This window comes from Streptomyces sp. NPDC002536 (assembly GCF_053594995.1).
Genome location: NZ_JBSFWU010000052.1, coordinates 1 through 23,614 on the forward strand (window position 1 = coordinate 1; position 23,614 = coordinate 23,614).

26 protein-coding genes are annotated in these 23,614 nt (G+C 70.4%); 11 read left to right on the top strand and 15 right to left on the bottom strand.

The features are described 5' to 3' along the window. A partial coding sequence (locus tag ACWD4B_RS19820; protein WP_451421959.1) for a serine/threonine-protein kinase occupies nt 1-806 on the bottom strand: 806 nt, incomplete at its 3' end. Between the two features lie 163 nt (nt 807-969). Between ACWD4B_RS19820 and ACWD4B_RS19825 the strand changes: the two genes are divergently transcribed. After that, nucleotides 970-2,070: an alpha/beta hydrolase gene (locus ACWD4B_RS19825; RefSeq protein WP_451421960.1), complete on the top strand. Its 1,101-nt coding sequence runs from the start codon at nt 970-972 to the stop codon at nt 2,068-2,070. Between the two features lie 97 nt (nt 2,071-2,167). Here the strand turns inward: ACWD4B_RS19825 and ACWD4B_RS19830 are convergent, their stop codons facing one another. Continuing rightward, complete coding sequence (locus tag ACWD4B_RS19830; RefSeq protein WP_451421996.1) at nt 2,168-3,040, bottom strand: menaquinone biosynthetic enzyme MqnA/MqnD family protein; 873 nt, start codon at nt 3,038-3,040, stop codon at nt 2,168-2,170. 311 nt (nt 3,041-3,351) lie between these two features. Between ACWD4B_RS19830 and ACWD4B_RS19835 the strand changes: the two genes are divergently transcribed. From ACWD4B_RS19835 to ACWD4B_RS19845, 3 genes are all read left to right on the top strand, one after another. After that, on the top strand, nt 3,352-3,558 hold the full coding sequence (locus ACWD4B_RS19835; RefSeq protein WP_171085604.1) for a cold-shock protein: 207 nt from the start codon (nt 3,352-3,354) through the stop codon (nt 3,556-3,558). Between the two features lie 315 nt (nt 3,559-3,873). Next, complete coding sequence (locus ACWD4B_RS19840) at nt 3,874-4,899, top strand: AraC family transcriptional regulator (RefSeq protein ID WP_451421961.1); 1,026 nt, start codon at nt 3,874-3,876, stop codon at nt 4,897-4,899. Between the two features lie 85 nt (nt 4,900-4,984). After that, entirely contained in the window at nt 4,985-6,151 is a 1,167-nt protein-coding gene (locus ACWD4B_RS19845; protein ID WP_451421962.1) for a lipase family protein, read from the top strand. A 62-nt stretch (nt 6,152-6,213) separates the two neighbouring features. Here ACWD4B_RS19845 and ACWD4B_RS19850 read toward each other — a convergent pair whose 3' ends face one another. Beyond that, nucleotides 6,214-8,112, bottom strand: a complete 1,899-nt coding sequence (locus tag ACWD4B_RS19850; RefSeq protein WP_451421963.1) for an AMP-dependent synthetase/ligase — start codon at nt 8,110-8,112, stop codon at nt 6,214-6,216. Nucleotides 8,113-8,320: 208 nt separating this feature from the next. On the opposite strand from ACWD4B_RS19850, the gene ACWD4B_RS19855 reads away from it, so the two are divergent. Further along, nucleotides 8,321-8,920: a hypothetical protein gene (locus ACWD4B_RS19855; protein WP_451421964.1), complete on the top strand. Its 600-nt coding sequence runs from the start codon at nt 8,321-8,323 to the stop codon at nt 8,918-8,920. Nucleotides 8,921-8,935: 15 nt separating this feature from the next. On the opposite strand, the gene ACWD4B_RS19860 is transcribed toward ACWD4B_RS19855, so the two are convergent. The 5 genes from ACWD4B_RS19860 to ACWD4B_RS19880 form a co-directional block, all read right to left on the bottom strand. Beyond that, a complete protein-coding gene (locus ACWD4B_RS19860) occupies nt 8,936-9,565 on the bottom strand; it encodes a TetR/AcrR family transcriptional regulator (protein ID WP_451421997.1) in 630 nt (209 codons plus the stop codon). A 158-nt stretch (nt 9,566-9,723) separates the two neighbouring features. Next, entirely contained in the window at nt 9,724-11,025 is a 1,302-nt protein-coding gene (locus ACWD4B_RS19865; protein ID WP_451421965.1) for a dicarboxylate/amino acid:cation symporter, read from the bottom strand. A gap of 326 nt (nt 11,026-11,351) precedes the next feature. After that, nucleotides 11,352-11,639, bottom strand: coding sequence for a DUF4229 domain-containing protein (locus ACWD4B_RS19870; protein ID WP_336413152.1), 288 nt, complete (start codon nt 11,637-11,639; stop codon nt 11,352-11,354). Nucleotides 11,640-11,700: 61 nt separating this feature from the next. Next, nucleotides 11,701-12,864 carry an aminofutalosine synthase MqnE gene (mqnE, locus tag ACWD4B_RS19875; protein ID WP_336413153.1) on the bottom strand — a complete coding sequence of 388 codons (1,164 nt, stop codon included), beginning with the start codon at nt 12,862-12,864 and terminating at the stop codon, nt 11,701-11,703. 73 nt (nt 12,865-12,937) lie between these two features. Then, complete coding sequence (locus ACWD4B_RS19880) at nt 12,938-13,393, bottom strand: Lrp/AsnC family transcriptional regulator (RefSeq protein ID WP_336413154.1); 456 nt, start codon at nt 13,391-13,393, stop codon at nt 12,938-12,940. A 132-nt stretch (nt 13,394-13,525) separates the two neighbouring features. Here ACWD4B_RS19880 and ACWD4B_RS19885 point away from each other — a divergent pair, with 132 nt between their 5' ends. Further along, nucleotides 13,526-13,663 carry a hypothetical protein gene (locus ACWD4B_RS19885; RefSeq protein ID WP_451422000.1) on the top strand — a complete coding sequence of 46 codons (138 nt, stop codon included), beginning with the start codon at nt 13,526-13,528 and terminating at the stop codon, nt 13,661-13,663. Here the strand turns inward: ACWD4B_RS19885 and ACWD4B_RS19890 are convergent. The 3 genes from ACWD4B_RS19890 to ACWD4B_RS19900 form a co-directional block, all read right to left on the bottom strand. Then, complete coding sequence (locus ACWD4B_RS19890; RefSeq protein ID WP_451421966.1) at nt 13,660-14,298, bottom strand: UbiX family flavin prenyltransferase; 639 nt, start codon at nt 14,296-14,298, stop codon at nt 13,660-13,662. The two genes, ACWD4B_RS19885 and ACWD4B_RS19890, sit on opposite strands and share 4 nt — an antisense overlap. Nucleotides 14,299-14,408: 110 nt before the next feature. Beyond that, nucleotides 14,409-15,311 carry a menaquinone biosynthesis prenyltransferase MqnP gene (mqnP, locus tag ACWD4B_RS19895; RefSeq protein WP_451421967.1) on the bottom strand — a complete coding sequence of 301 codons (903 nt, stop codon included), beginning with the start codon at nt 15,309-15,311 and terminating at the stop codon, nt 14,409-14,411. Further along, nucleotides 15,308-16,759, bottom strand: a complete 1,452-nt coding sequence (locus tag ACWD4B_RS19900) for a menaquinone biosynthesis decarboxylase (RefSeq protein WP_451421968.1) — start codon at nt 16,757-16,759, stop codon at nt 15,308-15,310. Before ACWD4B_RS19900 ends, mqnP begins: the two co-directional genes overlap by 4 nt. On the opposite strand from ACWD4B_RS19900, the gene ACWD4B_RS19905 reads away from it, so the two are divergent. Further along, nucleotides 16,758-17,120 (top strand): PLD nuclease N-terminal domain-containing protein, encoded by a 363-nt coding sequence (locus ACWD4B_RS19905; protein ID WP_451421969.1) that lies wholly within the window; start codon nt 16,758-16,760, stop codon nt 17,118-17,120. The genes ACWD4B_RS19900 and ACWD4B_RS19905 overlap by 2 nt on opposite strands. Nucleotides 17,121-17,194: 74 nt before the next feature. Here the strand turns inward: ACWD4B_RS19905 and ACWD4B_RS19910 are convergent, their stop codons facing one another. The 4 genes from ACWD4B_RS19910 to ACWD4B_RS19925 form a co-directional block, all read right to left on the bottom strand. Then, complete coding sequence (locus ACWD4B_RS19910; protein ID WP_451421970.1) at nt 17,195-17,581, bottom strand: VOC family protein; 387 nt, start codon at nt 17,579-17,581, stop codon at nt 17,195-17,197. A 40-nt stretch (nt 17,582-17,621) separates the two neighbouring features. After that, nucleotides 17,622-18,365 carry an SDR family NAD(P)-dependent oxidoreductase gene (locus ACWD4B_RS19915; protein ID WP_451421971.1) on the bottom strand — a complete coding sequence of 248 codons (744 nt, stop codon included), beginning with the start codon at nt 18,363-18,365 and terminating at the stop codon, nt 17,622-17,624. 59 nt (nt 18,366-18,424) lie between these two features. Further along, on the bottom strand, nt 18,425-18,760 hold the full coding sequence (locus ACWD4B_RS19920; RefSeq protein ID WP_336413161.1) for a YnfA family protein: 336 nt from the start codon (nt 18,758-18,760) through the stop codon (nt 18,425-18,427). An 82-nt stretch (nt 18,761-18,842) separates the two neighbouring features. Then, a complete protein-coding gene (locus tag ACWD4B_RS19925; RefSeq protein WP_390780706.1) occupies nt 18,843-19,451 on the bottom strand; it encodes a hypothetical protein in 609 nt (202 codons plus the stop codon). Nucleotides 19,452-19,578: 127 nt separating this feature from the next. Between ACWD4B_RS19925 and hemL the strand changes: the two genes are divergently transcribed. From hemL to ACWD4B_RS19945, 4 genes are all read left to right on the top strand, one after another. Beyond that, nucleotides 19,579-20,910, top strand: a complete 1,332-nt coding sequence (gene hemL, locus ACWD4B_RS19930; RefSeq protein ID WP_451421972.1) for a glutamate-1-semialdehyde 2,1-aminomutase — start codon at nt 19,579-19,581, stop codon at nt 20,908-20,910. Nucleotides 20,911-20,939: 29 nt separating this feature from the next. After that, nucleotides 20,940-21,587: a histidine phosphatase family protein gene (locus ACWD4B_RS19935; RefSeq protein WP_336413209.1), complete on the top strand. Its 648-nt coding sequence runs from the start codon at nt 20,940-20,942 to the stop codon at nt 21,585-21,587. A 139-nt stretch (nt 21,588-21,726) separates the two neighbouring features. Beyond that, the gene (locus ACWD4B_RS19940) at nt 21,727-22,920 is read left to right on the top strand and encodes a hypothetical protein (protein WP_451421973.1); all 1,194 of its coding nucleotides are present in this window, start codon (nt 21,727-21,729) and stop codon (nt 22,918-22,920) included. A 56-nt stretch (nt 22,921-22,976) separates the two neighbouring features. After that, nucleotides 22,977-23,603: a TlpA family protein disulfide reductase gene (locus tag ACWD4B_RS19945; protein ID WP_451421974.1), complete on the top strand. Its 627-nt coding sequence runs from the start codon at nt 22,977-22,979 to the stop codon at nt 23,601-23,603. Nucleotides 23,604-23,614: the final 11 nt, after the last annotated feature.

Sequence of the window (23,614 nt, forward strand, 5' to 3'; positions counted from 1 at the left end):
CCCGCGGACGGCGGCGCGCGGGCGAGGTCCTGCGGGGACGGCCGGGCGGCGGCCTCCTTGGCGAGGCAGTCCGCGACCAGCGACCGCAGTTCGCCCGTGAGCGCCGGGCCGAGCACCGGCGGCTCGTGGACGACCTTGTAGAGGAGTGCGGCGGAGCTGTCCCCGGGGAACGGCGGCGCGCCCGTGGCCGCGTAGGCGAGGACCGCGCCCAGCGAGAAGACGTCGGCCGCGCCCGTCACGTCCCGGCCGAGGATCTGCTCGGGCGCCATGTAGCCGGGCGAGCCGACGGAGACCCCGGTGGAGGTGAGGGAGGCCGTGGCCTCCGTGGCCCGCGCGATGCCGAAGTCGACGATGCGGGGGCCGTCCAGGGCCAGCAGCACGTTCGACGGTTTGACGTCCCGGTGCACCAGCCCCTGCCCGTGCACCGCCGTCAGCGCCTCCGCGAGCCCGGCCCCCAGGGCCCGTACCGCGGGCGCGGGCAGCGGGCCCGCGCCGGCGACGGCCTCGGAGAGCGAGGGGCCGGCCACGTAGCCCGTCGCCACCCAGGGCACCGCGGCCTCCGGGTCCGCGTCCAGCACGGGCGCCGTCCATGCGCCGCCCACGCTGCGGGCCGCCCGCACCTCGCGCCGGAATCGCTCCCGGAATTGATCATCCGCGGCGAAATGCGGATGGACGATCTTGACGGCGACCGTGCGTCCTCCCGCACTGCGCCCGAGATACACCCGGCCCATCCCGCCGGCCCCGAGCCGGCCCAGCAGCCGATAGGCGCCGACGACCTGCGGATCTTCTGGCAAAAGCGGTTGCATTCGGGCTCTTCGCCTCCCCCCGGACGGGGCTGCGCGCCCCCCGATTAGCCTATGACGCAATTCACCGGCCGATCGGGAACCCGGGCTCGAGGTTTGCCCATCACCTAGGTCGGAACACCCACCGTCATGTCCTTCGGGGCAGCAAATCGTCCGGAGCGACGCGATGACGCACTCAGCCAACGGGGCCTACCAGTCCCAGGGCCACCGCCGGGCCTCCCGCGCCAAACGATGGATCCTCCTCGTGGCGTGCATAGCCGTGCTCGGCGCGATCGCCTACCCCGTCCTGAACTACTTCGACGTGTTCTCGGACAAGGGCGAGTCGGTCTCCTTCGGCCAGGGTGCTCCGGGCGGCGCGGCCGCCGGCGGCGGGCAGGCGGGCGGCAACAACGGTGCGCCGGCCGACTCCAAGACGGTGATGCCGACGGGCCCGGCGGCCGACTTCAAGGTCGCCAACACCATCGAGGACGGCACCAAGATCGCCGTCACGAACTACACCGGCAAGAAGTCCGGCTTCACCGGCAAGGTGTGGGTCTGGGCGCCGAAGCAGTACAACGACCCGAAGTACAAGAACAGCGGCTTCCCGGTCCTCGTCGCGCTCCCCGGCGGCAACGGCTACCCGATGAACTACTGGATGGGCACCGACCTCAAGCTCGAGTCGTCGATCGCCCAGTGGTCGGAGGAGGGCAAGTCGCAGCCCTTCATCGTCGTGATGCCGGTGCTCAACCCGGACAACAAGAACTACTACGACGGCAGTGACATCCCGAACCAGCCCAAGATGGGCACCTGGCTGTCCGAGGACGTCCCGGACCTGGTGCGGGAGAACTTCCGTACGCTGAAGTCGCGTGACGGCTGGGCGTTCATGGGCTCCTCCTCCGGCGGCTTCTCCGGCCTGAAGGCCGTGCTGCAGAAGCCCGACAAGTTCAAGGCCGTGATCGCCTCCGGCCCGGACATCGTCCCGGACTCCCCGCTGTGGGCCGGCCACGACCAGGAGAAGGCCGCCAACAACCCCGAGCTGCTGGCCCAGAAGCTGATCGACACCAAGGGACCGGACGTCTACCTCGCCTTCCAGTACGGCACCAAGGAGACCTCGGTGATCCCGAAGGTGGACAAGTTCATCGCCACCTACGGCAAGGGCCCGATCCACACCCACCTGCAGGTCATCCAGGGCGGCGAGCACAACGCCAAGACCTATGTGAAGGGCATGGGCGACAGCTCCATGAAGTGGATCAGCGACCACATGGAGGGGCCGACGCCCTCCTCCTGATCCGCACAAGGACATGACGCGGCGGAGCCCCCGGGGAACGTTCCCCGGGGGCTCCGCCGTGTCGTGCTCCACTGCGTCGGTCGTACGGTCCTGCCGGTCAGCTCTTCAGCAGCTGCACCCGCACGTCCGCGGGGAAGCCCGTCGTGGGCCCCGTGCGGCGCGCGAACTCGGTCACGCCGGCCAGCTGGTCCGGGCCGAAGCGGAAGTCCAGCGTGGTGAAGTACCGCTCCAGCAGCCCCGCGTCGAAGGCCTCCCAGCGCGCCGCCTGCTCGGCCACCTTGGTGACCTCCTCCAGGGAGACGTCCCGGGACTCCAGGAAGGCCTGGTGCACCTTGGCGACGATGTGCGGCTCACGGGCGAGGTAGTCGCGGCGCGCGGCCCACACGGCGAAGACGAACGGCAGGCCCGTCCAGTCCTTCCACATCTGTCCCAGGTCGTGCACCTCGAGCCCGAGCCGCGGGGCGTCGTGCAGCGAGGCCCGCAGTGCGGCGTCGCCGATCAGGACGGCGGCGTCCGCCTCCTGCATCATCAGGCCGAGGTCCGGCGGGCAGGTGTAGTAGTCCGGCTGCACGCCGTACCGCTCGGCGAGCAGCAGCTCGGCCAGGCGCACGGAGGTGCGCGAGGTGGAGCCGAGGGCGACGCGCGCCCCGTCCAGCCGGTCCAGGGGCAGCTGGGAGACGATGATGCAGGACATCACGGGGCCGTCGCAGCCGACGGCGATGTCCGGCAGCGCGACGAGGTCGTCCGCGTTCCTCAGGAACTCGATCAGCGAGATGGGCGCGATGTCCAGGTCGCCGCGGACCAGCTGGTCGTTGAGGTTGTCGGGGGTGTCCTTGGTCAGATCCAGATCGAGCAGCGTGCCGGTCCGGGCGAGGCCCCAGTAGAGGGGCAGGCAGTTGAGAAACTGGATGTGGCCGACGCGCGGGCGGCTGCGGAGGCTCGGGGGCCCGTCCTGCGGGTCCGCCGCGATCGCTACATCCGAGGCTGAATTGTCCACATCCGGAGGCTAGCCCCGCCCCCTCGGGGGCGCTGTGCCGGGGTCCCCCCGCGCACCGGACCGAAGAGGGATCTTTTCCGGCGGGACGGCCCCGAAAACCCACCTTGGGCGTGATCTTCAACTCTTTCCCCGCGAGAAGCCCGCGTGCTAGGCTCGCCGCAAGTTGCAGTTTGGTTTCCCTTGCAGTACAGAGCCTGCGGAGCATGTGACCCGCAGGCTTTTGTAGTTTTCAGACTTCTCGCAGGTTCTGGAGCAGGGCAACCCTTTGGCCCATAGGAGGGCTTATGGCTACCGGAACCGTGAAGTGGTTCAACGCTGAAAAGGGCTTTGGCTTCATCGCCCAGGACGGCGGGGGCCCCGACGTCTTCGTCCACTACTCCGCGATCAACGCCGCCGGCTTCCGCTCCCTCGAGGAGAACCAGCTGGTCAGCTTCGACGTCACGCAGGGCCCGAAGGGCCCGCAGGCGGAGAACGTCACTCCGCAGGGCTGACCTCCTGCGGACCGTTCGCGGTCTACGTGCAGTACCCAAGGAGCCCTGCCCCCGCTTCGGCGAGGGCAGGGCTCCTGCCTTTTCCCGGGCGGGGCGGGCGGCGACTTTCCGGCTTTACCTGCTATTCACCCACTGGCGTCACTGCTTTCACTGGTTTCCCGAACGCTTTTGTACCTCCTTTTGTTGCCCCTTTCGCCGTACGTTCGCACAACACATCGATTTCGGCCGCATGGCGTTCCGCGCTCGCCGCCCGGCGGAGTTTCAGGAACGGTCGGCGCCACTGACGTGAACGCCCAACGGCGCTACCGTGCCCGCATGAGCGGGCGGACGATCACCGTGCACTGCGTACGGGCCGCGCTGGGCGGGGCGCAGCGGCTCGGGATCGACACCGTGCCCCTGCTGCAGGAGGCGCGGATCGCGCCGCTGCTGCTGGGGGACGAACGGGCGCACGTGACGCCCGAGCAGTTCGCGCGGCTGGTGCACGGGCTGCACCGGGCGACCGGCGACGAGTTCATCGGGCTCGGCACGGCGCCGAGCCGGCCCGGGACGTTCGCCATGATGTGCCACGCCTGCATCGGCTGCCGGGACCTGGGCGCGGCGCTGGAGCGGGCCGCGCGGTTCTACGGGCTCTTCCCCGGCGGACCGGACCTGGTCCTCGAACACCACGGCGGGGAGGCCGTCTTCGCGGTCCGCAGCGACCTGCGGGAGCGGGCCGAAGGCCGCTTCCTCGCGGAGTGCCTGATGATCATCTGGCACCGGCTGGCCAGCTGGCTGATCGGCCACCGGATCGTCCTGCACTGGGCCGCCTTCGCACACGCCGCCCCGCCCTACGCGGCGGACTACGGGACGATGTTCGGCTGCCCGGTGCGGTTCGGGGCGGAGCACACCGGTGCGGGGTTCGACGCTCGATGGCTGGCGGCGCCCGTGGTGCGGGACGAGACCGGGGTGGCGGAGCTGCTGCGCCGGGCCCCGGCCGAGCTGCTCAGCCGCCGCGAGTACGGCACGACCGTCGCCGAACAGGTACGCCGCTCGTTCGTCCGGGCGCTGCGCGAGGGGCGGCCGACCCGGCTGCCGGAAGTGGCGCAGATCGCGGAGCGGCTGGCGGTGAGCCCGGCGACGCTGCGGCGGCGGCTGCAGGCGGAGGGCACCTCGTACCGGCGGCTGGTGGACCAGGTGCGCCGCGAGGCGGCCATCGCCGGGCTCGCGGAGGGGCGGGAGCCGATCGCGCAGCTCGCGGTGCGGCTCGGGTTCTCCGAGGACACCGCCTTCCACCGGGCGTTCCGCCGCTGGACGGGCACCACGCCCGGCGCGTACCGCGGGTACCGGGGTCAGGAAATCTGAGCGTTCCGACCAGCATCGATCCCGCCCGCCGGACATTACGGTCATCCCAACTCGCATGGCGCCACTGGTCAGTTGGGAGAGCCGCATGCCCCTGCACCGCTTGCGCACCACCCTCGCCGCCGTCGCCGCACTGGCCGTCCCACTGGCCCTGCCCGCGGCCCTGCCGGCGAGAGCAGCCGCCGTCGGCACCGACGGCACGCCCGGCGACATCGTCGCCTCCGCGCCCACCTCCTTCCACCCGCTGCCCGGCCAGCCGACCGACACCCGGGCCTGGCACATCACCTACCGCTCGACCACGGCCAAGGGCACGCCGAACGTCGTGTCGGGCACGGTGATCGTCCCCCAGGACGGCCGCACGGGCCCCCGCCCGCTGGTCACGTACGCCGTCGGAACGGTCGGCATGGCCGACTCCTGCGCACCCTCGGCGGGCTTCCCGTACGGGACGACGGTCGAGGCCAACCTGATCCAGCAACTCACCTGGCGCGGCTGGGCCGTTGCCGTCACCGACTACGAGGGCCTGGGCACCCCCGGCGACCACACCTACACGGTCGGCCCGTCCGAAGGCCACGCCGTCCTGGACGCGGCCCGGGCCGCGCTGCGACTGCCCGGGACCGGGCTCGGTCCGGACACGCCCGTCGGCATCATGGGCTACTCACAGGGCGGCCAGGCCACCAGCTGGGCCGCCGAGTTGCACGACTCGTACGCCCCCGAGCTGAACGTCAAGGGCACGGCCACCGGCGGTGTCCCGGCAGACCTGCTCAAGACCGCGGACTTCAACAACGGCAACATCGGCGCGGGCCTGATCCTCATGGCCGCCGTGGGCCAGAACGCGGCCTATCCCGAACTCCACCTGGAGCGGTACCTCAACGACCGCGGCCGCTCCTACGTGGACTTCCTGAAGAACCACTGCGTGGTGATCAACACGGCGGCGGGGCTCTTCAAGCGCATCTCGGACGTGACGGTCAAGAACCCGCTGTACGAACCGGATTGGCAGCGGGTACTGCGCCTGTCGCAGCTGGGGACGCACGCGCCGGACCGGCCGGTGTACCTGTACCACGGTGCGATCGACGAACTGATCCCGTACGCGGTGGGCAAGCAGCTGCGCGCCGACTGGTGCGCCAAGGGCGCGACGGTGCGCTGGAGGTCACTGCCGCTGACCGGACATGTGGTGGGCGCGGTGGCGGGGTCGGTGCCGGCGGCGAACTGGCTTGCAGCCCGCTTTGCCGGGGAACCGGCGGAGGGCAACTGCTGAGTCTTACGGGCCCCGCGCCCCAAAGGGGCGCGGGGAACTGCGCGACCAGCCACAGCCAGCCGTCAGTTGACGTACAACGCCTCGATCTCCTCCGCGAAGTCCCGCGCGATCACCGCGCGCCGCAGCTTGAGCGAAGGCGTCAGATGCCCCGCCTCCTCGGTGAAATCAACCGGCAGCACGGCAAACCGCCGTATCGATTCTGCACGCGACACGAGCCGGTTGGCCTCGTCGACCGCCTCCTGCAGATCGGCCCGCAGTCCGGCGTCGCAGACGAGCTCCTCCACCGGCACCCCCTCCATCCCCCGCATCTTCTGCCAGTGCGCCAGCCCGTCCGGCTCCAGCGTCAACAGCGCGGCCACATAAGGACGGTCGTCGCCGACGACGATCGCCTGGCCCACCAGCGGGTGGGCCCGCAGCCGGTCCTCCAGGGGTGCCGGGGCCACGTTCTTGCCGCCGCTCGTGACGAGCAGTTCCTTCTTCCGGCCCGTGATCGTCAGGTACCCCTCGGCATCGAGCACCCCCAGGTCGCCCGTGGCGAACCACTCCCCCGGAGCGGACGGCACCGCCGCGCCGCGTTCCGCGTCCCAGTAGCCGGGGAAGACGTGGCTCCCGGACAGCAGCACCTCGCCGTCGTCGGCGATGCGCACCCGGCACCCGGGCAGCGGCCACCCCACCGTCCCCAGCTTGGGCCGCAGCGGCGGGGTGACCGTCGCGGCGGCCGTGGTCTCCGTCAGGCCGTAACCCTCGAAGACCTCCATGCCGGCGCCCGTGTAGAACGCGCCGAGCCGCCGGCCGAGCGGTGAGCCGCCGGTCAGGACATAGCGCACGCGCCCGCCCAGGGCGGCGCGCAGCTTCCGGTAGACCAGGGGGTCGTAGAACGCCCGCTCGGCGCGCAGCCGCAGTCCGGGCCCGGGTCCGGTGCCGTGACGGCCGGCCTCCACGGCCTCGCCGTACTCCCGCGCCACGGCGGCCGCCCTGTCGTACACGGCGGCGCGGCCGAGCCGTTCGGCGGTGGCTCTGCCGTTGTTGAAGACCTTCTCCAGGACGTAGGGGACGGCGGGCAGGAACGTCGGCCTGAACCCCTCCAGATCGGCGCGCAGTTCCTCGGTCCGCAGGGACGGCGCATGGCCCAGCCGGGCGCGGGCACGCAGGCAGCCCACGGCCACCATCCGCCCGAAGACGTGCGAGAGCGGCAGGAAGAGCAGGGTGGAGGCGGGCTCCCTGCTCACGGACGTGAAGATCGGGTGCAGCAGTTCGGTCGTGTTGTCGACCTCGGCGAAGAAATTGGCGTGGGTGAGGACGCAGCCCTTTGGACGCCCGGTGGTGCCGGAGGTGTAGACGAGGGTGGCGACGTCCTCGGGGCGCCGCTCGGCGCGCCGCTCGGTGACGGCGGCGTCCGGCAACGGGCGCCCGGCGTCCATGAGTTGCGGGATGCATCCGCCGTCGAACTGCCACACGTGGGCGAGCCGGGGCAGTTGCGCGCGCTCGCCCTCGACGAGTGCGGCCTGCTCGGCACCCTCGACGGCGATGGCGGCGGCGCCGGAGTCCTGGAGGATCCAGCGCACCTGCAGGGCGGAGGAGGTCGGGTAGACGGGGACGGTGACCAGGCCCGCGGCCCAGCCCGCGCAGTCCAGCAGGGTCCACTCGTACCGGGTGCGGGCCATGATCGCGAGCCGGTCGCCGGGCTGCAGCCCTCCGGCGATCAGGCCCTTGGCCACGCCGGCGACCTCGGCGGCGAAGGCGGCGGCGGTCACGTCGCGCCAGGTGCCGTCGTCCTGCTTGCGGCCGAGGACGACGTCCAGCGGTGCCTCGGCGGCGTTGAGGAAGGGCAGGTCGCCGAGCGAACCCTGCCGGACGGGCGGGGCGAGAGGGGGGACGTGCGCCTCGCGGACGGTGCCGTCGACGGCCGTCGTCCGCGGCGGGACGAGCGCGGGGGTGGTGACGCTGTGCGGTACGGACACGTGCGGCTCCTGTTCCAGAGACCCACAAGTTGCCTTACTCAGCGGTAATTTCCCGGTGAATGTACGCCTGAAGGCCCGCCTCCTCCACCCCGCCTCTAGTCCTTACGGCCAGCACACGCCTGCCCTTTTTGCCGATCCGTGCGGCATTGCGCCCGAAATAGCGTTGTCCGCGTCACACCCCCCACTCCGTGAGGAGACGCAGAGCCTTATGCACACCAACCGGCGCACCGCCCTCCGCACCGCCATAGCCGCAACCGTCCTCACCGGCGCCGTTGCCGCCCCCACCGCCGCGTTCGCCGCGGGCACGGACTCGTCCCCGAGCAGCTCCGCGACGGCATCAAAGCCGGCGAAGACCCAGGGCGACGACAAGAAGGACGAGAAGCAGAAGGACACGTCCTCCCGCACCGTCCAGCTCAAGGACGGCAAGTACGCCGTGATCACCAAGCTCGCCGACGGCTCGTACAAGGCCGTCGTCACGGGCCCGGACGGCTTCGTCTTCGGCACCCTCACCGCCTCGTCCCCCTCCCTCGCCCTCGACGGCGGCCTGAAGGTCACGCTGGACCAGAAGACCGGCAGGATCACCCAGTCCACGACGGGCGGTTCGAAGGACAAGGAGCAGGCCAAGGACACCGCGTCCCCCTCGACCGGCAAGAAGCTCCCGAAGGGCGGCGTGGCCGCGGGCGAGGCGCCCGGTCAGGGCTCGGCGGACACCGACCCCGCCCTCATCGGCGGCGCCCTCGCCGCGGCCGGCGTCCTGGGCGGCACCGGCGTCCTGCTGGCCCGCCGCCGCCCCGGCACGGAGCGCTGAGCGGCCCCGGGAGGATCACGGACGGACGGGCGCCCAGCGCTGCCCGTTCAGCAGGTTCTCCAGCCCCGCCCACGTCACGTTCATCAGCGTCGCCGCCGTCTCCTTCGCGGGAGGGGCGGCGTCCGCACGGGTGTTGGCCCATCCGGCCAGCGACTCGGCCGCACCGACGAGGGCGTGCGCGAGGCCGGAGACCTCCTGGGCGTCCAGGGGCGCTCCGGCCCGCTCCTGATCCCCGCCGGCGGCCGCGATCAGCCGGGCCACGAAGTCGACGATCTCCTGGCGCAGTTCGGCCAGGGCGAGGGCGAACGGCTCACCGTGGATGCGCGCCTGGCAGCTGAGCATCGCCCAGGCCGAGGGATGCGCGGCGGTGTGCGCGAAGAAGGCCCGCAGCCCGCACCACAGCCGCCGGTCGGCGGAGTCCTCGGGGTCCGCGGCGGACTGCACGGCATCGAGCAGCGCCCGCGACTCGCGCCGGATGCAGGCGCCGTACAGCTCCTCCTTGGAGTTCAGGTAGAGGTACACCAAGGGCTTGGAGGCCCCGGCCAGTTCGGCGATCTCGTCCATCGAGGCCGCGCTGTAGCCGCGCCGGGCGAAGACCTCCACGGCGGCGTCGAGCATCTGGCGCTCGCGTACGGCCCGGGGCATGCGCTTGGCCTTGCCCGTGGTCACAGGCCTGGCCTTCTGTGCAGTAGTCACGACAAAACGTCCCTCCGCCCCCGCTACATTACCGACAGGTAATGTCACGGAGCGGAGGGACGTCAAGGGTGGAGATCAAGCCGTAGCGGAACGACTACGCGGAACGGCTACGCGGCGACCGGGGCGGGCTCCGCCTCCAGGTTGGCGCCGTCGGCCGTCTCGAACGCCCGGCGGTCGAGGATGTTCTCCCGCGCGGCGACGATGATCGGGATGACCGACTGGCCTGCCACGTTGGTGGCCGTCCTCATCATGTCCACGATCGGGTCGATCGCCAGCAGCAGACCCACACCCGCCATCGGCAGGCCCAGCGTCGACAGGGTCAGCGTCAGCATCACCGTGGCACCGGTCAGGCCGGCCGTGGCGGCCGAGCCGATGACCGAGACGAAGGCGATCAGGAGATAGTCGCGCAGCTGCAGCGGGACGCCGAAGACCTGCGCCACGAAGATCGCGGCGATGGCCGGGTAGATGGAGGCGCAGCCGTCCATCTTGGTCGTCGCACCGAACGGCACCGCGAAGGAGGTGTACTCCTTCGGCACCCCGAGGCGCTCCGTCACCTTCTGCGTCAGCGGCATCGTGCCCACGGAGGAGCGGGAGACGAAGGCGAGCTGGATGGCGGGCCAGGCGCCCTTGAAGAACTGCAGCGGGTTGACCTTGGCGACCGTGGCGAGCAGCAGCGGGTAGACGCCGAAGAGCACGATGGCGCAGCCGACGTAGATGTCGGCGGTGAAGGTCGCGTACTTGCCGATCAGGTCCCAGCCGTACTTGTAGATCGCCCGGCCGACCAGACCCAGGCTGCCCAGCGGGGCGAGCCGGATGACCCACCACAGGACCTTCTGCAGCAGCTCCAGCACGGACTCGGAGAAGGTCAGCAGCGGCTGGGCCTTCTCGCCGATCTGCAGGACGGCGACGCCGGCGACGGCGGCCATGAAGACGATCTGCAGCACGTTCAGCTGCGTGAACGGCGTGATGACGTCGGTGGGGACGATGCCGGTGATGAAGTCCAGCCAGGAGCCGTGCTTCTTGGGCTCGGCGCCGTCGGCGGCGGTCAGGCCGGTGCCGGAGCCGGGGTGGGTGAGCAGGCCGATCGCCAGGCCGATGCTGACCGCGATCAGCGACGTGATCATGAACCACATCAGGGTGCGGGTGGCCAGCCGGGCGGCGTTGGCGACGTTCCGCAGATTGGTGATCGACACCAGGATGGCGAAGAAGACCAGCGGGGCGACCACGACCATCAGCAGCTGGACGAAGAGGCTGCCGATCTTGTCGAGGGTCACCTGGAGCCAGTGGACGTCACCGCTCTTGGCGACCCAGCCGAGCAGGGCGCCCAGCACCAGGGCGAGCAGGATCTGGGCCCAGAACGGGACCTTGGGTATGCGGCCGCGCAGGGCGGACGAGGGCGTCGAGGACAACGGAGAACTCCGGATGCAGACGGGAAGTCAGGGGAAGAGCGACGTCAGCGGCTGCAACAGGCCGCGGAGAGGCAGCGGCAGAGATCGACGTGCAGGCGCGCCACGAGCCGGGGGCCCGTGGGGATGCGGTGCGCTGCTGTTGTCTTCATGTCGAACACGTTAACACCCGCACTTTGAGCACCTCAAAGCATTACTTTGGGATCAGGGGCCGCAAAGGACTCTCGAATCGCCCAAAACGCCGCATGCCGCGCCCGGAGTTGGGAAACTCCGGGCGCGGCATGCGCACATACGATGTGACGAGGGTTACACCCCCGGGGCCGGACGGGTCAGGCCCCGTCCTCCTGGCCCGCGTTGGCCTCCAGGCGGGCCTTGGCGCGGTCCACCCGCTCGCTGATCTGCACCGACATCGCGTCCCGCTGCTTGCGCAGCAGCACGAAGCTCAGCGGTGCGGAGATCACGAGCGCGAGGAGCACCATCCAGAACACGTTCGAACCGCCCACGCCCAGCGGGATGACGTGGAAGTAGCAGAGCACCCACACGACCCCGAAGCAGGCGACGAGCAAGGCCACGCGCAGCGCGGTGTAGCGGAGCGATGCGAACTTGTTGCTGTTCACGGACGGGACCTTCTTCTCGGGCTCATGGGGAACGGTCTGTTCCAGTCAAACACAAGCCGTCTCAGACCCGCATCGGCTGCGGCGATTCGCGCCGCTCCGCGTCGGGGCCCGGGTACTCGCGGATGATCTCGTAGCGCGTGTTGCGCTCGACCGGGCGGAAGCCGGCGTCGCGGATCAGCTCCAGCAGATCGTCGCGAGTCAGCTTGTTGGGCGTGCCGTAGTTGTCCGCGTCGTGCGTGATCTTGTACTCGACGACCGAGCCGTCCATGTCGTCCGCACCGTGCTGCAGCGCGAGCTGGGCGGTCTGGACGCCGTGCATGACCCAGAAGACCTTGACGTGCGGCACGTTGTCGAAGAGCAGCCGGGAGACGGCGAAGGTCTTCAGCGCCTCGGCGCCGGTGGCCATGGTGGTCCGGGCCTGGAGCCGGTTGCGGACCTTGCCGTCCTTCATGTCCACGAAGTCGTGCTGGTAGCGCAGCGGGATGAAGACCTGGAACCCGCCGGTCTCGTCCTGCAGTTCACGCAGCCGCAGCACGTGGTCCACGCGGTGGCGGGGCTCCTCGATGTGCCCGTAGAGCATCGTGCACGGGGTCTTCAGACCCTTCTCGTGCGCGAGGCGGTGGATGCGCGACCAGTCCTCCCAGTGGGTCTCGTGGTCGACGATGTGCTGCCGGACCTCCCAGTCGAAGATCTCGGCGCCGCCGCCGGTCAGCGACTCCAGCCCGGCGTCGATCAGTTCGTCGAGGATCTCGGAGGCGGACAGCCCGGAGATCTTCTCGAAGTGGTGGATCTCGGTCGCGGTGAAGGCCTTCAGGGAGACCTGCGGCAGGGCCTCCTTGAGCGCCTTCAGCGAGCGGGGGTAGTAGCGCCACGGCAGCGTCGGGTGCAGGCCGTTGACGATGTGCAGCTCGGTGAGGTTGTCGTTCTCCATGGCCTTGGCGAGGCGGACGGCCTCCTCGATGCGCATGGTGTACGCGTCCTTCTCGCCCGGCTTGCGCTGGAACGAGCAGTACGCGCACGACGCGGTGCACACGTTGGTCATGTTGAGGTGCCGGTTGACGTTGAAGTGGACGACGTCACCGTTCTTGCGCGTGCGCACCTCGTGGGCGAGGCCGCCCAGCCAGGCCAGGTCGTCGGACGCGTAGAGGGCGATGCCGTCCTCGCGGGTCAGCCGCTCGCCCGCGCGGACCTTCTCCTCCAGCTCGCGCTTGAGCCCCACGTCCATGCCGCGTCCGCCTCTCCGATGTCTTTCCGGGTCACTTCCGATGCGCAACCCCGTCGAGACTACTCCCCTGTTTTCAGACCTCTTCGGGCAGCTCGCCCACCCGGTTCTCCCACTTGGTGGAGAGCACGATCGTGGTGCGGGTGCGGGCGACGCCCTTGGTGCCCGACAGCCGGCGGATGGTGCGTTCCAGGCCGTCCACGTCCCCGATGCGGACCTTGAGCATGTACGAGTCGTCGCCGGCGATGAACCAGCAGTCCTCGATCTCCTCCAGGTCGCGCAGCCGGCGCGCCACGTCCTCGTGGTCCGCGGCGTCCGAGAGCTGGATGCCGATGAGGGCCGTGACCCCGAGACCGAGCGACGCGGCGTTGACGGTCGCGCGGTAGCCCGTGATGACGCCCGCCGCCTCCAGGCGGTTGATCCGGTCCGTGACGCTCGGCCCGGAGAGGCCGACCAGCCGGCCCAGCTCCGCGTACGAGGCCCGGCCGTTCTCCCGCAGGGCCTGGATGAGCTGCCTGTCCACCGCGTCCATAGCCTGGCACCTTTCAATAATCAGCGAACTTGCCGTCTTGCGTGTAGAATCTAAGGCGTACGGGGCTCAATACCCCGCAAATCTTTCATCAGCTCAGAGAATCAACGTCGATCCTTCAGGAGTGGAGTCCCCGTGTACTCGATCGAGATGGCCTACGCCCGCATGCGCGAGCTGCAGGACCTGGCCAACCGCTCGCGTGCCCACAAGTCCGCAACGACCGAGCGCCGCACCGGGTCGAAGTTCCGCACCCTGCGCGCCAAGAAGGGCTAACCCTCCCCGAGGGTCCGTGAGCCACCGAGCTCTCCCTTCCACCTGCGGTACAGCCGGTGCGGCACCCCTGCCGCGTCCAGCACCCGCCCGGCGACGAAATCCACCAGATCCTGGATGTGCGTCGCCCCCGCATAGAACGCCGGAGAGGCGGGCAGCACCACAGCGCCCGCCTCGTCCAGGGCCACCAGCTGCCTGAGCGTCTGACCGCTCAGCGGCGTCTCCCGCACCGCGACGATCAACGGCCGACGCTCCTTCAGGGTCACGCTCGCGGTGCGCTGCAGCAGATCCTTCGACAGTCCCAGCGCCACTCCGGCCACACAGGCCGTGCTCGCCGGGACGATCAGCATCCCCTTCACCGGGTACGAGCCGGACGACGGCCCGGCGGCCAGATCGCCGGCCGCCCAGTGGCGCACGTCCGACAGGTCGTCGTCGAACGGGAACGGCTTGCCGTCGGCCCCCCGCGAGAGCCACTCCCGCAGATCGTCCCGCCAGTGCGCGTCCCGGAACCCGATCCCGGTCTCGTCCAGCAACGTCAGCCGCGCGGCCCGGCTGACCACCAGGTCCACGGCCTCCCCGGCCTCCAGCAGCCCGCGCACCACGGCCGCCGCGTACGGCGTGCCGGAAGCGCCGGACACGCCGACCACCCAGGGCCGGCGTTCCTGACGTCGCGTTGTGTGTTCGTACGGCTCCACGCGATGAGCCTAACCGTCCGGCCGCGGGGCCCGCGGCCGGTGCAGGTCCGGACCTACCAGCCCAGGCCGCGGGCGACCAGGTCGAGCAGGGCGAAGAAGAACAGGCTGATCCCGACGAAACCGTTCACCGTGAAGAACGCCCTGTTCAGCCGCGACAGGTCGTGCGGCCGCACGATCGTGTGCTCGTAGCCGAACGCCGCCCCGACCACCACCAGGCCGACCCACCAGAAGATGCCCGCATGGATGGCCGCGCCGTACCAGACCAGCAGCGCCGTGGTGATGACGTGGCACACCCGCGCACCGTGCAGCGCGGCCGGGATGCCGAAGCGGGCCGGGGTGGACTTCACCCCGTGCGCGCGGTCCGCGGCCACGTCCTGGCACGCGAAGATCAGGTCGAAGCCGCCGATCCAGATGCCCACCGCGAGCCCGAGGATCACCGCCTCCCAGGACCACGACCCCGTCACCGCCAGCCACGCGCCGACCGGGCCCATCGCCTGGGCCAGACCGAGGATCGCGTGCGGGAAGTCGGTGAACCGCTTGCCGTACGGATAGACCACCATCGGGATCACGGCGATCGGCGCCAGCGCCAGGCACAGCGGGTTCAGCAGCCCGGCCGCGCCGATGAAGAACACCACGGCGACCAGCGCACCCGTCCACGCCGAACGCACCGACACCGCACCGGTGACCAGCTCGCGGTTCGCGGTGCGCGGGTTACGGGCGTCGATCTCGCGGTCGATGATGCGGTTGCACGCCATGGCGAACGTGCGCAGGCCGACCATCGCGACGGTGACGAGGAAGAGCTTCCACCAGTCGACCGTGCCGTTCCTCTGGAACATCGCCGTCAGCGCGGCGATGTACGCGAAGGGCAGCGCGAAGACGGAGTGCTCGATCATCACCAGGCGCAGGAAGGCCTTCGTGCGCCCCGGCTGGGGCACTGCAGCGGCAGGGGCGGTCACAGCCCGTACTCCTTCCAGCGCTTGGTCACGCGCTCGGCGACGTCCGGGTCCGACTGCACCATCTCCGGCCAGCCCCCGTCGCGCGTGTAGCCCTCCTCGGGCCACTTCGCGGTCGCGTCGATGCCCGCCTTGCCGCCCCAGAACTGCTGGTAGGAGGCGTGGTCGAGGTGGTCGACCGGGCCCTCGACGACGGTGAGGTCACGGGCGTAGTCGGTGTTGCCGAGGGCCCGCCAGGACACCTCGTGCAGATCGTGGACGTCGCAGTCCGCGTCGACCACGATGATCAGCTTGGTCAGCGACATCATGTGCGCACCCCAGACGGCGTGCATCACCTTCTGCGCGTGCTTGGGGTACTTCTTGTCGATCGAGACGATCGCGCAGTTGTGGAAGCCGCCCGACTCCGGCAGGTGGTAGTCCACGATGTCCGGCACGATGACCTTCAGCAGCGGCAGGAAGAACCGCTCGGTGGCCCGCCCCAGCGGGCCGTCCTCCGTCGGCGGCCGCCCGACCACGATCGACTGCAGCAGCGGACGCTTCCGCATGGTGACGCAGTCGATGGTCAGCGCAGGGAAGTCCTCCTGCGGCGTGTAGAAGCCGGTGTGGTCGCCGAACGGGCCCTCGGGCCGCATCTCCCCGGGCTCCAGCCAGCCTTCCAGGACGACCTCGGCGTTGGCCGGGACCTGCAGCGGAACGGTCTTGCAGTCGACCATCTCGATCCGCTTGCCCTGGATGAACCCGGCGAACAGGTACTCGTCGATGTCGCCGGGCAGCGGCGCGGTGGACGCGTACGTCACCGCGGGCGGGCAGCCGAAGGCGATGGCGACCGGCAGCCGCTCCCCGCGCCGGGCCGCCACCTGGTAGTGGTTGCGGCTGTCCTTGTGGATCTGCCAGTGCATCCCGATGGTGCGCTTGTCGTGCCGCTGCAGGCGGTACAGACCCAGGTTGCGGACGCCCGACTCGGGGTCCTTGGTGTGCGTGAGGCCGAGGTTGAAGAAGGAGCCGCCGTCCTCGGGCCAGGTGAACAGCGCGGGCAGCCGGTCGAGGTCGACGTCGTCGCCGGTGAGGACGACCTCCTGGACGGGCGCCTCCTTCACCTTCCGCGGCGGCACGTGCGCCATCGCACCGAGCTTGCCGAAGGCCTCGCGGACACCGGTGAAGCCGTGCGGCAGCTCGGGCTTGAGCAGACCGCCGATCTTCTCGGAGATCTCGTCGTAGGACGCCAGCCCGAGCGCCTTGAGCAGCCGCCGGTCGGTACCGAAGACGTTCATCGCGAGCGGCATGGCCGAGCCCTTGACGTTCTCGAAGAGCAGGGCGGGCCCGCCGGCCTTGTTCACCCTGTCGACGATCTCCCCGACTTCCAGGTACGGATCGACTTCGGCCTTGATGCGCTTGAGGTCACCGTCGCGCTCCAGCGCCCTGAGGAACGAACGCAGATCGTCGTAAGCCATGCGTTCCAGTATCGAGCACGCACTACCCTGGACCCGTCACTGGGGCTGCCGCGCGGCCCCGCAGCACCGCACTCCGGGGGCCGCCTCCATGCTCAGGTATCTGCCGTTCCTGCTGATCCTGGCGCTGTGGATCTACGCCTTCGTGGACTGCCTGAACACCCCCGAGAACGAGGTGCGGGGCCTGCCGAAGATCGCCTGGGTGTTCGTCATCCTGCTCTTCGGCGAGGTCCTGGTGGGCCCGGTGGCGTGGCTGGCGGCGGGCCGCCCGCGCCGTGCACCGGCACGGGCGACCGAACGGCAGTGGGTCGCGCCGGACGACAACCCGGACTTCCTGCGGTCCTTGGACAAGGACAAGGACTGAGGCGGTACGGGACGCGCCCCGTCAGGGGCGCGGGGAACTGCGCGAGCAACCACGAACGACCCGCACCCGAACGCTCAGCCCACCCGGTCCTGCGGATACCACCGCAGCTCGACCACGTTCCCGTCCGGGTCCCGGACGTACAGCGACTCCGCCATTCCCCTGGCACCGAAGTTGTGGCTCGGCCCACGGACCACGTCGAAGACGCCCGCATCGATCACGCCCTGCCAGTCCAGCGGCTCAACGACCAGGCACAGGTGATCCACGTTGGACTCCCCGCGCGGCCCCTCCACCAGGTCGATGATCGTCGTCGGGCTCACCCGCACCGACGGGAACGGCACCTGCCCCGCGCGCCACTCCTCCACCCGCACCGGCTCCAGCCCGAGCGGGCCGCAGTAGAAGGCCAGGGACCGCTCGGCGTCCGAGACGTTGAGGACGAGGTGATCGAAGTCGATGACGCGCATGGCAGGACGGCTCCTCGGTCGTGCGGCCCGGCGTCGGCCCTCAGCCCTCGCGGTGCACCTTGTAGTTGGACGCCTGGGCACGGGGGCGGACGACGAGCAGATCGATGTTCACATGGGACGGGCGAGTGATCGCCCAGGTGATCGTCTCCGCAACGTCCTCGGCCGTCAACGGCTCGGCGACGCCCGCATAGACCGCGGCCGCCTTCTCCTCGTCCCCGCGGTAGCGGGTCAGGGCGAACTCACCGGTCTTCACCATCCCGGGCGCGACCTCAACGACCCGCACCGGCTCCCCGCACAGCTCCAGCCGCAGCGTCTCGGCGATCACATGCGCACCGTGCTTGGCGGCGACGTACCCGCCCCCGCCCTCGTAGGTGGAGAGCCCCGCCGTCGAGGAGACGACGAGCACCGTCCCGTCGCCGCTCTCCCGCAGTGCGGGCAGCAGCGCCTGCGTCACGTTCAGCACGCCGAGCACGTTGGTCTCGTACATCGTGCGCCAGTCGGCCGGATCGGCGTCGGCCACCCGGTCCGCACCGATCGCCCCGCCCGCGTTGTTGACCAGCACGTCGACCCGGTCCAGCGAGGCCGCGAAGGCGTCGACGGCGGCCCGGTCGGTCACGTCCAGCACCTGCGCCACCGCGTTCGGCAGTTCCGCCGCCAGCGCCCGGATCCGGTCCTCGCGGCGCGCCGTGAGCACGACCCGGTACCCGGCGGCGGCCAGCTGCCGCGCGGTGGCGGCGCCGATGCCGCTGCTGGCGCCGGTGATGACGGCGGTACGGGTGCTCACAACGGGCCTCCTGGGGACGGCGGGACGCATTCGCGCGTGATCGCTCGCAGGATAAGCCGTCAGCGCCCTCTCGGCGCGTACATGATCACGGCGACGCCCGCCAGGCAGACCAGGGCGCCGATCACGTCGTAGCGGTCGGGCCGGTACCCGTCGGCGACCATGCCCCAGGCCAGCGAGCCGGCGACGAACACCCCGCCGTACGCGGCGAGGATGCGGCCGAAGTGGGCGTCCGGCTGGAGCGTGGCGACGAATCCGTACGCACCCAGCGCGACGATCCCGGCCCCGATCCACGCCCATCCGCGATGCTCGCGGGCGCCCTGCCAGACGAGCCAGGCTCCGCCGATCTCGAGGAGGGCGGCGAGGACGAAGAGGGCGATGGAGCGTGCGGCAAGCATGCCGGGCAGGCTAATCGGTTCCGTGCCCCGAAGGGGCGCGGGGAACTGCGCGAGCAACCACGAACGAGCCGCAGACGAACCGCTACGGCCAGACGAGGCAATACGGCTGATGTCCCGCCTCATGCAGGCGGTGCGAGAAGTCCTGCCACTCGTGCAGCAGCTTGTAGACGGTGAAGGCGTCACGCGGACCGCCCCGGTCGGGGACGGTGGACCAGATGAAGGCGGCGGCGCCGACCGCCTCCTCGCCGATGCCGCGCAGCGGGTCGACGACGGTCATGGGCAGCTTGACCACCGCGTAGTCGGGGTGGAGGACGACCAGTTCGAGCGGGGGAACCTTGTGCAGGGGTATGCCCTCGATGCCGGTGAGGACCATGGCGGCCACCGTCTCCGGCTTGATCCTGGTGAACATGCCGCCCATGCCCAGCTCGTCACCGCCGAGTTCCTCGGGGCGCATGGAGATGGGGACGCGGGCAGCGGTCGCACCGTTGGGGGCCCCGAAGTACTTGTAGGTCACCCCCACCCGGCCACTCCTGCTTTCCGTGCTCTCCGTGCCTGCCGTGCTCCCGGGGACCGGCTCCGGGCTCTGCTCCTCGTGGCCGCCGGCGCGCCGGTGCCGTCCCCTGCGGGTCTGCTCGGCGCGCTCGGGCCCCAGGTCATCGGTGCCCTCGCCCAATCCGCCACCGCGATGCATATCTCCACCCGACCGCTTTTTCAGCCAGCACAGCCCCCGCCGCGCAACCCGATCATCGTCTCAGAGACCTCCCCCGTGCACGACGTGCGAAACGCCCGGACGCAACCGCTCGTACCGCTCTGAGACCATGGCTGGTGTGAGCTACCCGTACCCATACCAAGCCCCAGTCTCGCAGACGCTCTTCGACCGCGCGGCGGCCGTCACGCCCGGTGGCGTGAACTCTCCCGTGCGCGCGTTCCGCGCCGTGGGCGGTACGCCCCGGTTCATGGTGTCCGGCAGCGGCCCGTACCTGACCGACGCGGACGGCCGGGAATATGTGGACCTCGTGTGTTCGTGGGGACCGATGATTCTCGGCCATTCCCACCCCGAGGTGCTCTCGGCCGTGCAGCAGGCCGTCTCCCGCGGCACCTCCTTCGGCACGCCCGGCGAGGGCGAGGTGGCCCTGGCGGAGGAGATCGTCGCCCGGATCGCGCCCGTCGAGCAGGTGCGCCTGGTGTCCTCCGGCACCGAGGCGACCATGTCGGCGATCCGGCTCGCGCGCGGCTTCACCGGCCGCGCCAAGGTCGTCAAGTTCGCGGGCTGCTACCACGGCCACGTGGACGCCCTGCTGGCCGCGGCCGGCTCGGGCCTGGCCACCTTCGGGCTGCCCGACACCCCGGGCGTCACCGGCGCCCAGGCCGGGGACACCATCGTGCTCCCCTACAACGACCTCGACGCGGTGCGCGCGGCCTTCCGTGCGCACCCGGGCGAGATCGCCTGCGTGATCACCGAGGCGTCGCCGGGCAACATGGGCGTGGTCCCGCCGCTGCCGGGCTTCAACGCGGGCCTGAAGGCGGCCTGCACGGAGAACGGCGCGCTGTTCATCTCCGACGAGGTGATGACCGGCTTCCGCGTCTCGAAGGCGGGCTGGTACGGGATCGACGGGGTCGCGCCGGACCTGATGACCTTCGGCAAGGTCATGGGCGGCGGCTTCCCGGCGGCGGCCTTCGGCGGCCGTGCGGACGTGATGGCCCACCTGGCCCCGGCGGGCCCGGTCTACCAGGCGGGCACGCTCTCCGGGAACCCGGTCGCCACGGCCGCGGGCCTGGCGCAGCTGCGGCTGCTGGACGACGCGGCGTACGACAAGGTCGACGCGGTCTCGGCGGAGATCAGCGGCCTGGTCACCGAGGCGCTCACCAAGGCGGGCGTGGCCCACCGGCTGCAGACCGCGGGGAACATGTTCTCGGTCTTCTTCACCGAGGCCGGGGTGACGAACTACGCCGAGGCCCGGGAGCAGGAGTCCTTCCGCTTCACCGCCTTCTTCCACGCGATGCTGGCGAACGGCGTGTACCTGCCGCCGTCGGCCTTCGAGTCCTGGTTCGTCTCGACGTCCCACGACAGCGCGGCGGTCGAGCGGATCGCGGCGGCACTGCCGGCCGCCGCCCGGGCGGCGGCCGAGGCGACGGAGGAGGCGAAGTGAGCAACGACGACATCACTGTCGTGCACCTGATGCGGCACGGCGAGGTCCACAACCCCGAGGGCGTGCTCTACGGCCGCCGGTCCGGTTACCACCTCTCCGAGCTGGGCCGGCAGATGGCCGACCGGGTCGCCGAGCACCTGGCCGACCGGGACGTCACGCACGTGGTGGCGTCCCCGCTGGAGCGCGCCCAGGAGACGGCCACGCCGATCGCCAAGGCGCACGGCCTGGACCTGGCCACGGACGAGCGGCTGATCGAGGCGGCGAACGTCTTCGAGGGCAAGACCTTCGGCGTGGGCGACGGCGCGCTGCGCAAGCCCGCCAACTGGCGGCACCTGACGAACCCGTTCCGCCCGTCCTGGGGCGAGCCGTACGTCGAGCAGGTCGTGCGGATGATGGCCGCGCTGGACCGGGCGCGCGACGCGGCCCGCGGCCACGAGGCGGTGTGCGTGAGCCACCAGCTGCCGATCTGGATCGTGCGCAGCTTCGTGGAGAAGCGGCGGCTGTGGCACGACCCGCGCAAGCGGCAGTGCACGCTGGCGAGCCTGACGACCTTCACCTACCGCGGCGACAAGATCGTTTCGGTGGGCTACAGCGAGCCGGCCCGCGATCTGGTGCCCGCTCATCTCCTGGCCGGCGCCAAGCCGGTGAAGGGCGGGGCCAAGGCGTTCGGCGCCTGAGCCGTTTTCACCGGAAGACGCAGACAGACGCCGGACGGGCTGCAATAGCAGACCGTCCGGCGTTTGCCGTATTCCGACGCGCCCTCTCACCCGAAGTCGTCTTGTATGGGCGACACAGGGAGCAATGAGGGAGAGCGACATGGGCGGGATCAGCCGGCGGGATCTCCTCGGATGGGGAGCGGTCGCGGCCGTTGCACCGGCGGTCGCCGGATGTACGGCGGGTCTGTCCGACGGCCCCGCCGCAAAACCGAGCACCCGCGCGAAGCCCCGGCGGATCGGCGACGGCTCCGCGGCCGTCCTCGCCGAACAGCCCAATCAGCCGCCCCCGCCCCAACAGCTGGAGCCGGGCGAGAGACCGCCGCAGTTCGTCGTCTTCTCCTGGGACGGCGCCGGAGAAGTGGGCAACGGCCTTTTCCCGCGCTTCCGGGAACTGGCCCGGAATCACGGCGCCCGGATGACCTTCTTCCTCTCCGGAATCTACTGCCTGCCCGAGGACAGACGACACGCCTATCGCCCCCCGAACAATCCCCGCGGCGCCTCCGACATCGGCTATCTCTCCGACGAGCACGTCAAGGAGACCCTGCGCAACATCCGTGCGGCCTGGCTGGAGGGGCACGAGATCGGCACCCACTTCAACGGCCACTTCTGCTCCGGCCGCGGCTCGGTCGCCCACTGGGAACCCGAGGACTGGGAATGGGAGATCGAACAGGCGGTCTCCTTCGTCACCGAATGGCGCACCCACACCGGATTCACCGACGTCGAACCGCTGCCCTTCGACTATCGCGAGGAACTCGTCGGCGGCCGCACCCCCTGCCTGCTCAACCAGGAGAGTCTGCTGCCGGTCGCCCGGAAGCTCGGCTGGCGCTACGACGCGAGCAACCCCGGCGGAGAACAGATCTGGCCGCGGAAACGACACGGGATCTGGGACCTGCCGCTGCAGCAGATCCCCTTCCCGGGTCACTCCTTCGAGGTGCTTTCCATGGACTACAACATCCTCGCCAACCAGTCGAAGAACAGCCTGCACGGCCGCACCGACCACTATCCGAACTGGCGGCAGCAGGCCACGGATTCCTTCATCTCCGGTTTCGAGCGGGCGTACGAAACGAATCGGGCGCCCTATTTCATCGGCAACCACTTCGAGGACTGGAACGGCGGAATCTACATGGACGCCGTGGAAGAAGCGCTCAAACACATCGCCGACGAACGGCACAAGGACGTGCGGCTGGTCTCCTTCCGGCAGTTCGTCGACTGGCTCGACGTCCAGGACCCGAAGGTCATGAAGCACCTGCGCACGCTGGAGGTCGGCGAGAAGTGGAGTGCCGCAGGCCACTGAAGAGCCGGTGAGGGGGGCGCGGAAGATCCCCGAATCGCCCATGCGAAACTTTTCACATGAGTGCCTGCCGCGCCCTTCGACGCCACCCTTCCCGCCGTCGTACCACCCTGCTGGCCGCCGGCTCCGCCCTCGCCGCCCTCGTGCTCACCGCCTGCGGGTCGGGCGGCCCCAAGAGCGGCGGACAGACGCAGTTCGTACAGGGCTCGGGCGGCGTCGAACTGGTCAAGGACAAGGACGGCAGGCAGGACGCCCCGGACCTGTCCGGCAAGACCCTCGACGGCAAGGACCTCGACGTCGCCAAGGACCCCGAGTTCAAGGGCAAGATCGTCGTCCTCAACGTCTGGGGCTCGTGGTGCTCGCCCTGCCGGGCCGAGGCCAAGAACCTCGTGAAGGTCGCCAACGACTACAAGGACAAGGGCGTGCAGTTCGTCGGGCTCGACACCCGCGACCCCGACCCCGCGACCGCGATCGCCTTCGAGAAGGAGTTCGAGGTCCCGTACCCGAGCCTGCACGACTCCTCCGGCAAGCTGCTGCTGCGCTTCCCCAAGGGCAGCCTCAACCCGCAGGCCATCCCCTCCACGATCTTCATCGACCGGAACGGCAGGATCGCCGCCCGGGCGCTCAAGGGCCTCGGCGAGGACGAGCTGCGCGAGACGCTCGACCCGCTGATCGCGGAGAAGTGACCCGGTGACCT

Bases quoted from the DNA above. Each gene is read 5' to 3' on its own strand.
- ACWD4B_RS19825 (WP_451421960.1), top strand. From the start codon at position 970: ATGACGCACTCAGCCAACGGGGCCTACCAGTCCCAGGGCCACCGCCGG.
- ACWD4B_RS19835 (WP_171085604.1), top strand. From the start codon at position 3,352: ATGGCTACCGGAACCGTGAAGTGGTTCAACGCTGAAAAGGGCTTTGGC.
- ACWD4B_RS19840 (WP_451421961.1), top strand. From the start codon at position 3,874: ATGAGCGGGCGGACGATCACCGTGCACTGCGTACGGGCCGCGCTGGGC.
- ACWD4B_RS19845 (WP_451421962.1), top strand. From the start codon at position 4,985: ATGCCCCTGCACCGCTTGCGCACCACCCTCGCCGCCGTCGCCGCACTG.
- ACWD4B_RS19855 (WP_451421964.1), top strand. From the start codon at position 8,321: ATGCACACCAACCGGCGCACCGCCCTCCGCACCGCCATAGCCGCAACC.
- ACWD4B_RS19860 (WP_451421997.1), bottom strand. From the start codon at position 9,565: ATGCCCCGGGCCGTACGCGAGCGCCAGATGCTCGACGCCGCCGTGGAG.
- mqnE (WP_336413153.1), bottom strand. From the start codon at position 12,864: ATGGACGTGGGGCTCAAGCGCGAGCTGGAGGAGAAGGTCCGCGCGGGC.
- ACWD4B_RS19880 (WP_336413154.1), bottom strand. From the start codon at position 13,393: ATGGACGCGGTGGACAGGCAGCTCATCCAGGCCCTGCGGGAGAACGGC.
- ACWD4B_RS19905 (WP_451421969.1), top strand. From the start codon at position 16,758: ATGCGTTCCAGTATCGAGCACGCACTACCCTGGACCCGTCACTGGGGC.
- ACWD4B_RS19900 (WP_451421968.1), bottom strand. From the start codon at position 16,759: ATGGCTTACGACGATCTGCGTTCGTTCCTCAGGGCGCTGGAGCGCGAC.
- ACWD4B_RS19910 (WP_451421970.1), bottom strand. From the start codon at position 17,581: ATGCGCGTCATCGACTTCGATCACCTCGTCCTCAACGTCTCGGACGCC.
- ACWD4B_RS19920 (WP_336413161.1), bottom strand. From the start codon at position 18,760: ATGCTTGCCGCACGCTCCATCGCCCTCTTCGTCCTCGCCGCCCTCCTC.
- ACWD4B_RS19925 (WP_390780706.1), bottom strand. From the start codon at position 19,451: ATGCATCGCGGTGGCGGATTGGGCGAGGGCACCGATGACCTGGGGCCC.
- hemL (WP_451421972.1), top strand. From the start codon at position 19,579: ATGGCTGGTGTGAGCTACCCGTACCCATACCAAGCCCCAGTCTCGCAG.
- ACWD4B_RS19935 (WP_336413209.1), top strand. From the start codon at position 20,940: ATGCGGCACGGCGAGGTCCACAACCCCGAGGGCGTGCTCTACGGCCGC.
- ACWD4B_RS19940 (WP_451421973.1), top strand. From the start codon at position 21,727: ATGGGCGGGATCAGCCGGCGGGATCTCCTCGGATGGGGAGCGGTCGCG.
- ACWD4B_RS19945 (WP_451421974.1), top strand. From the start codon at position 22,977: ATGAGTGCCTGCCGCGCCCTTCGACGCCACCCTTCCCGCCGTCGTACC.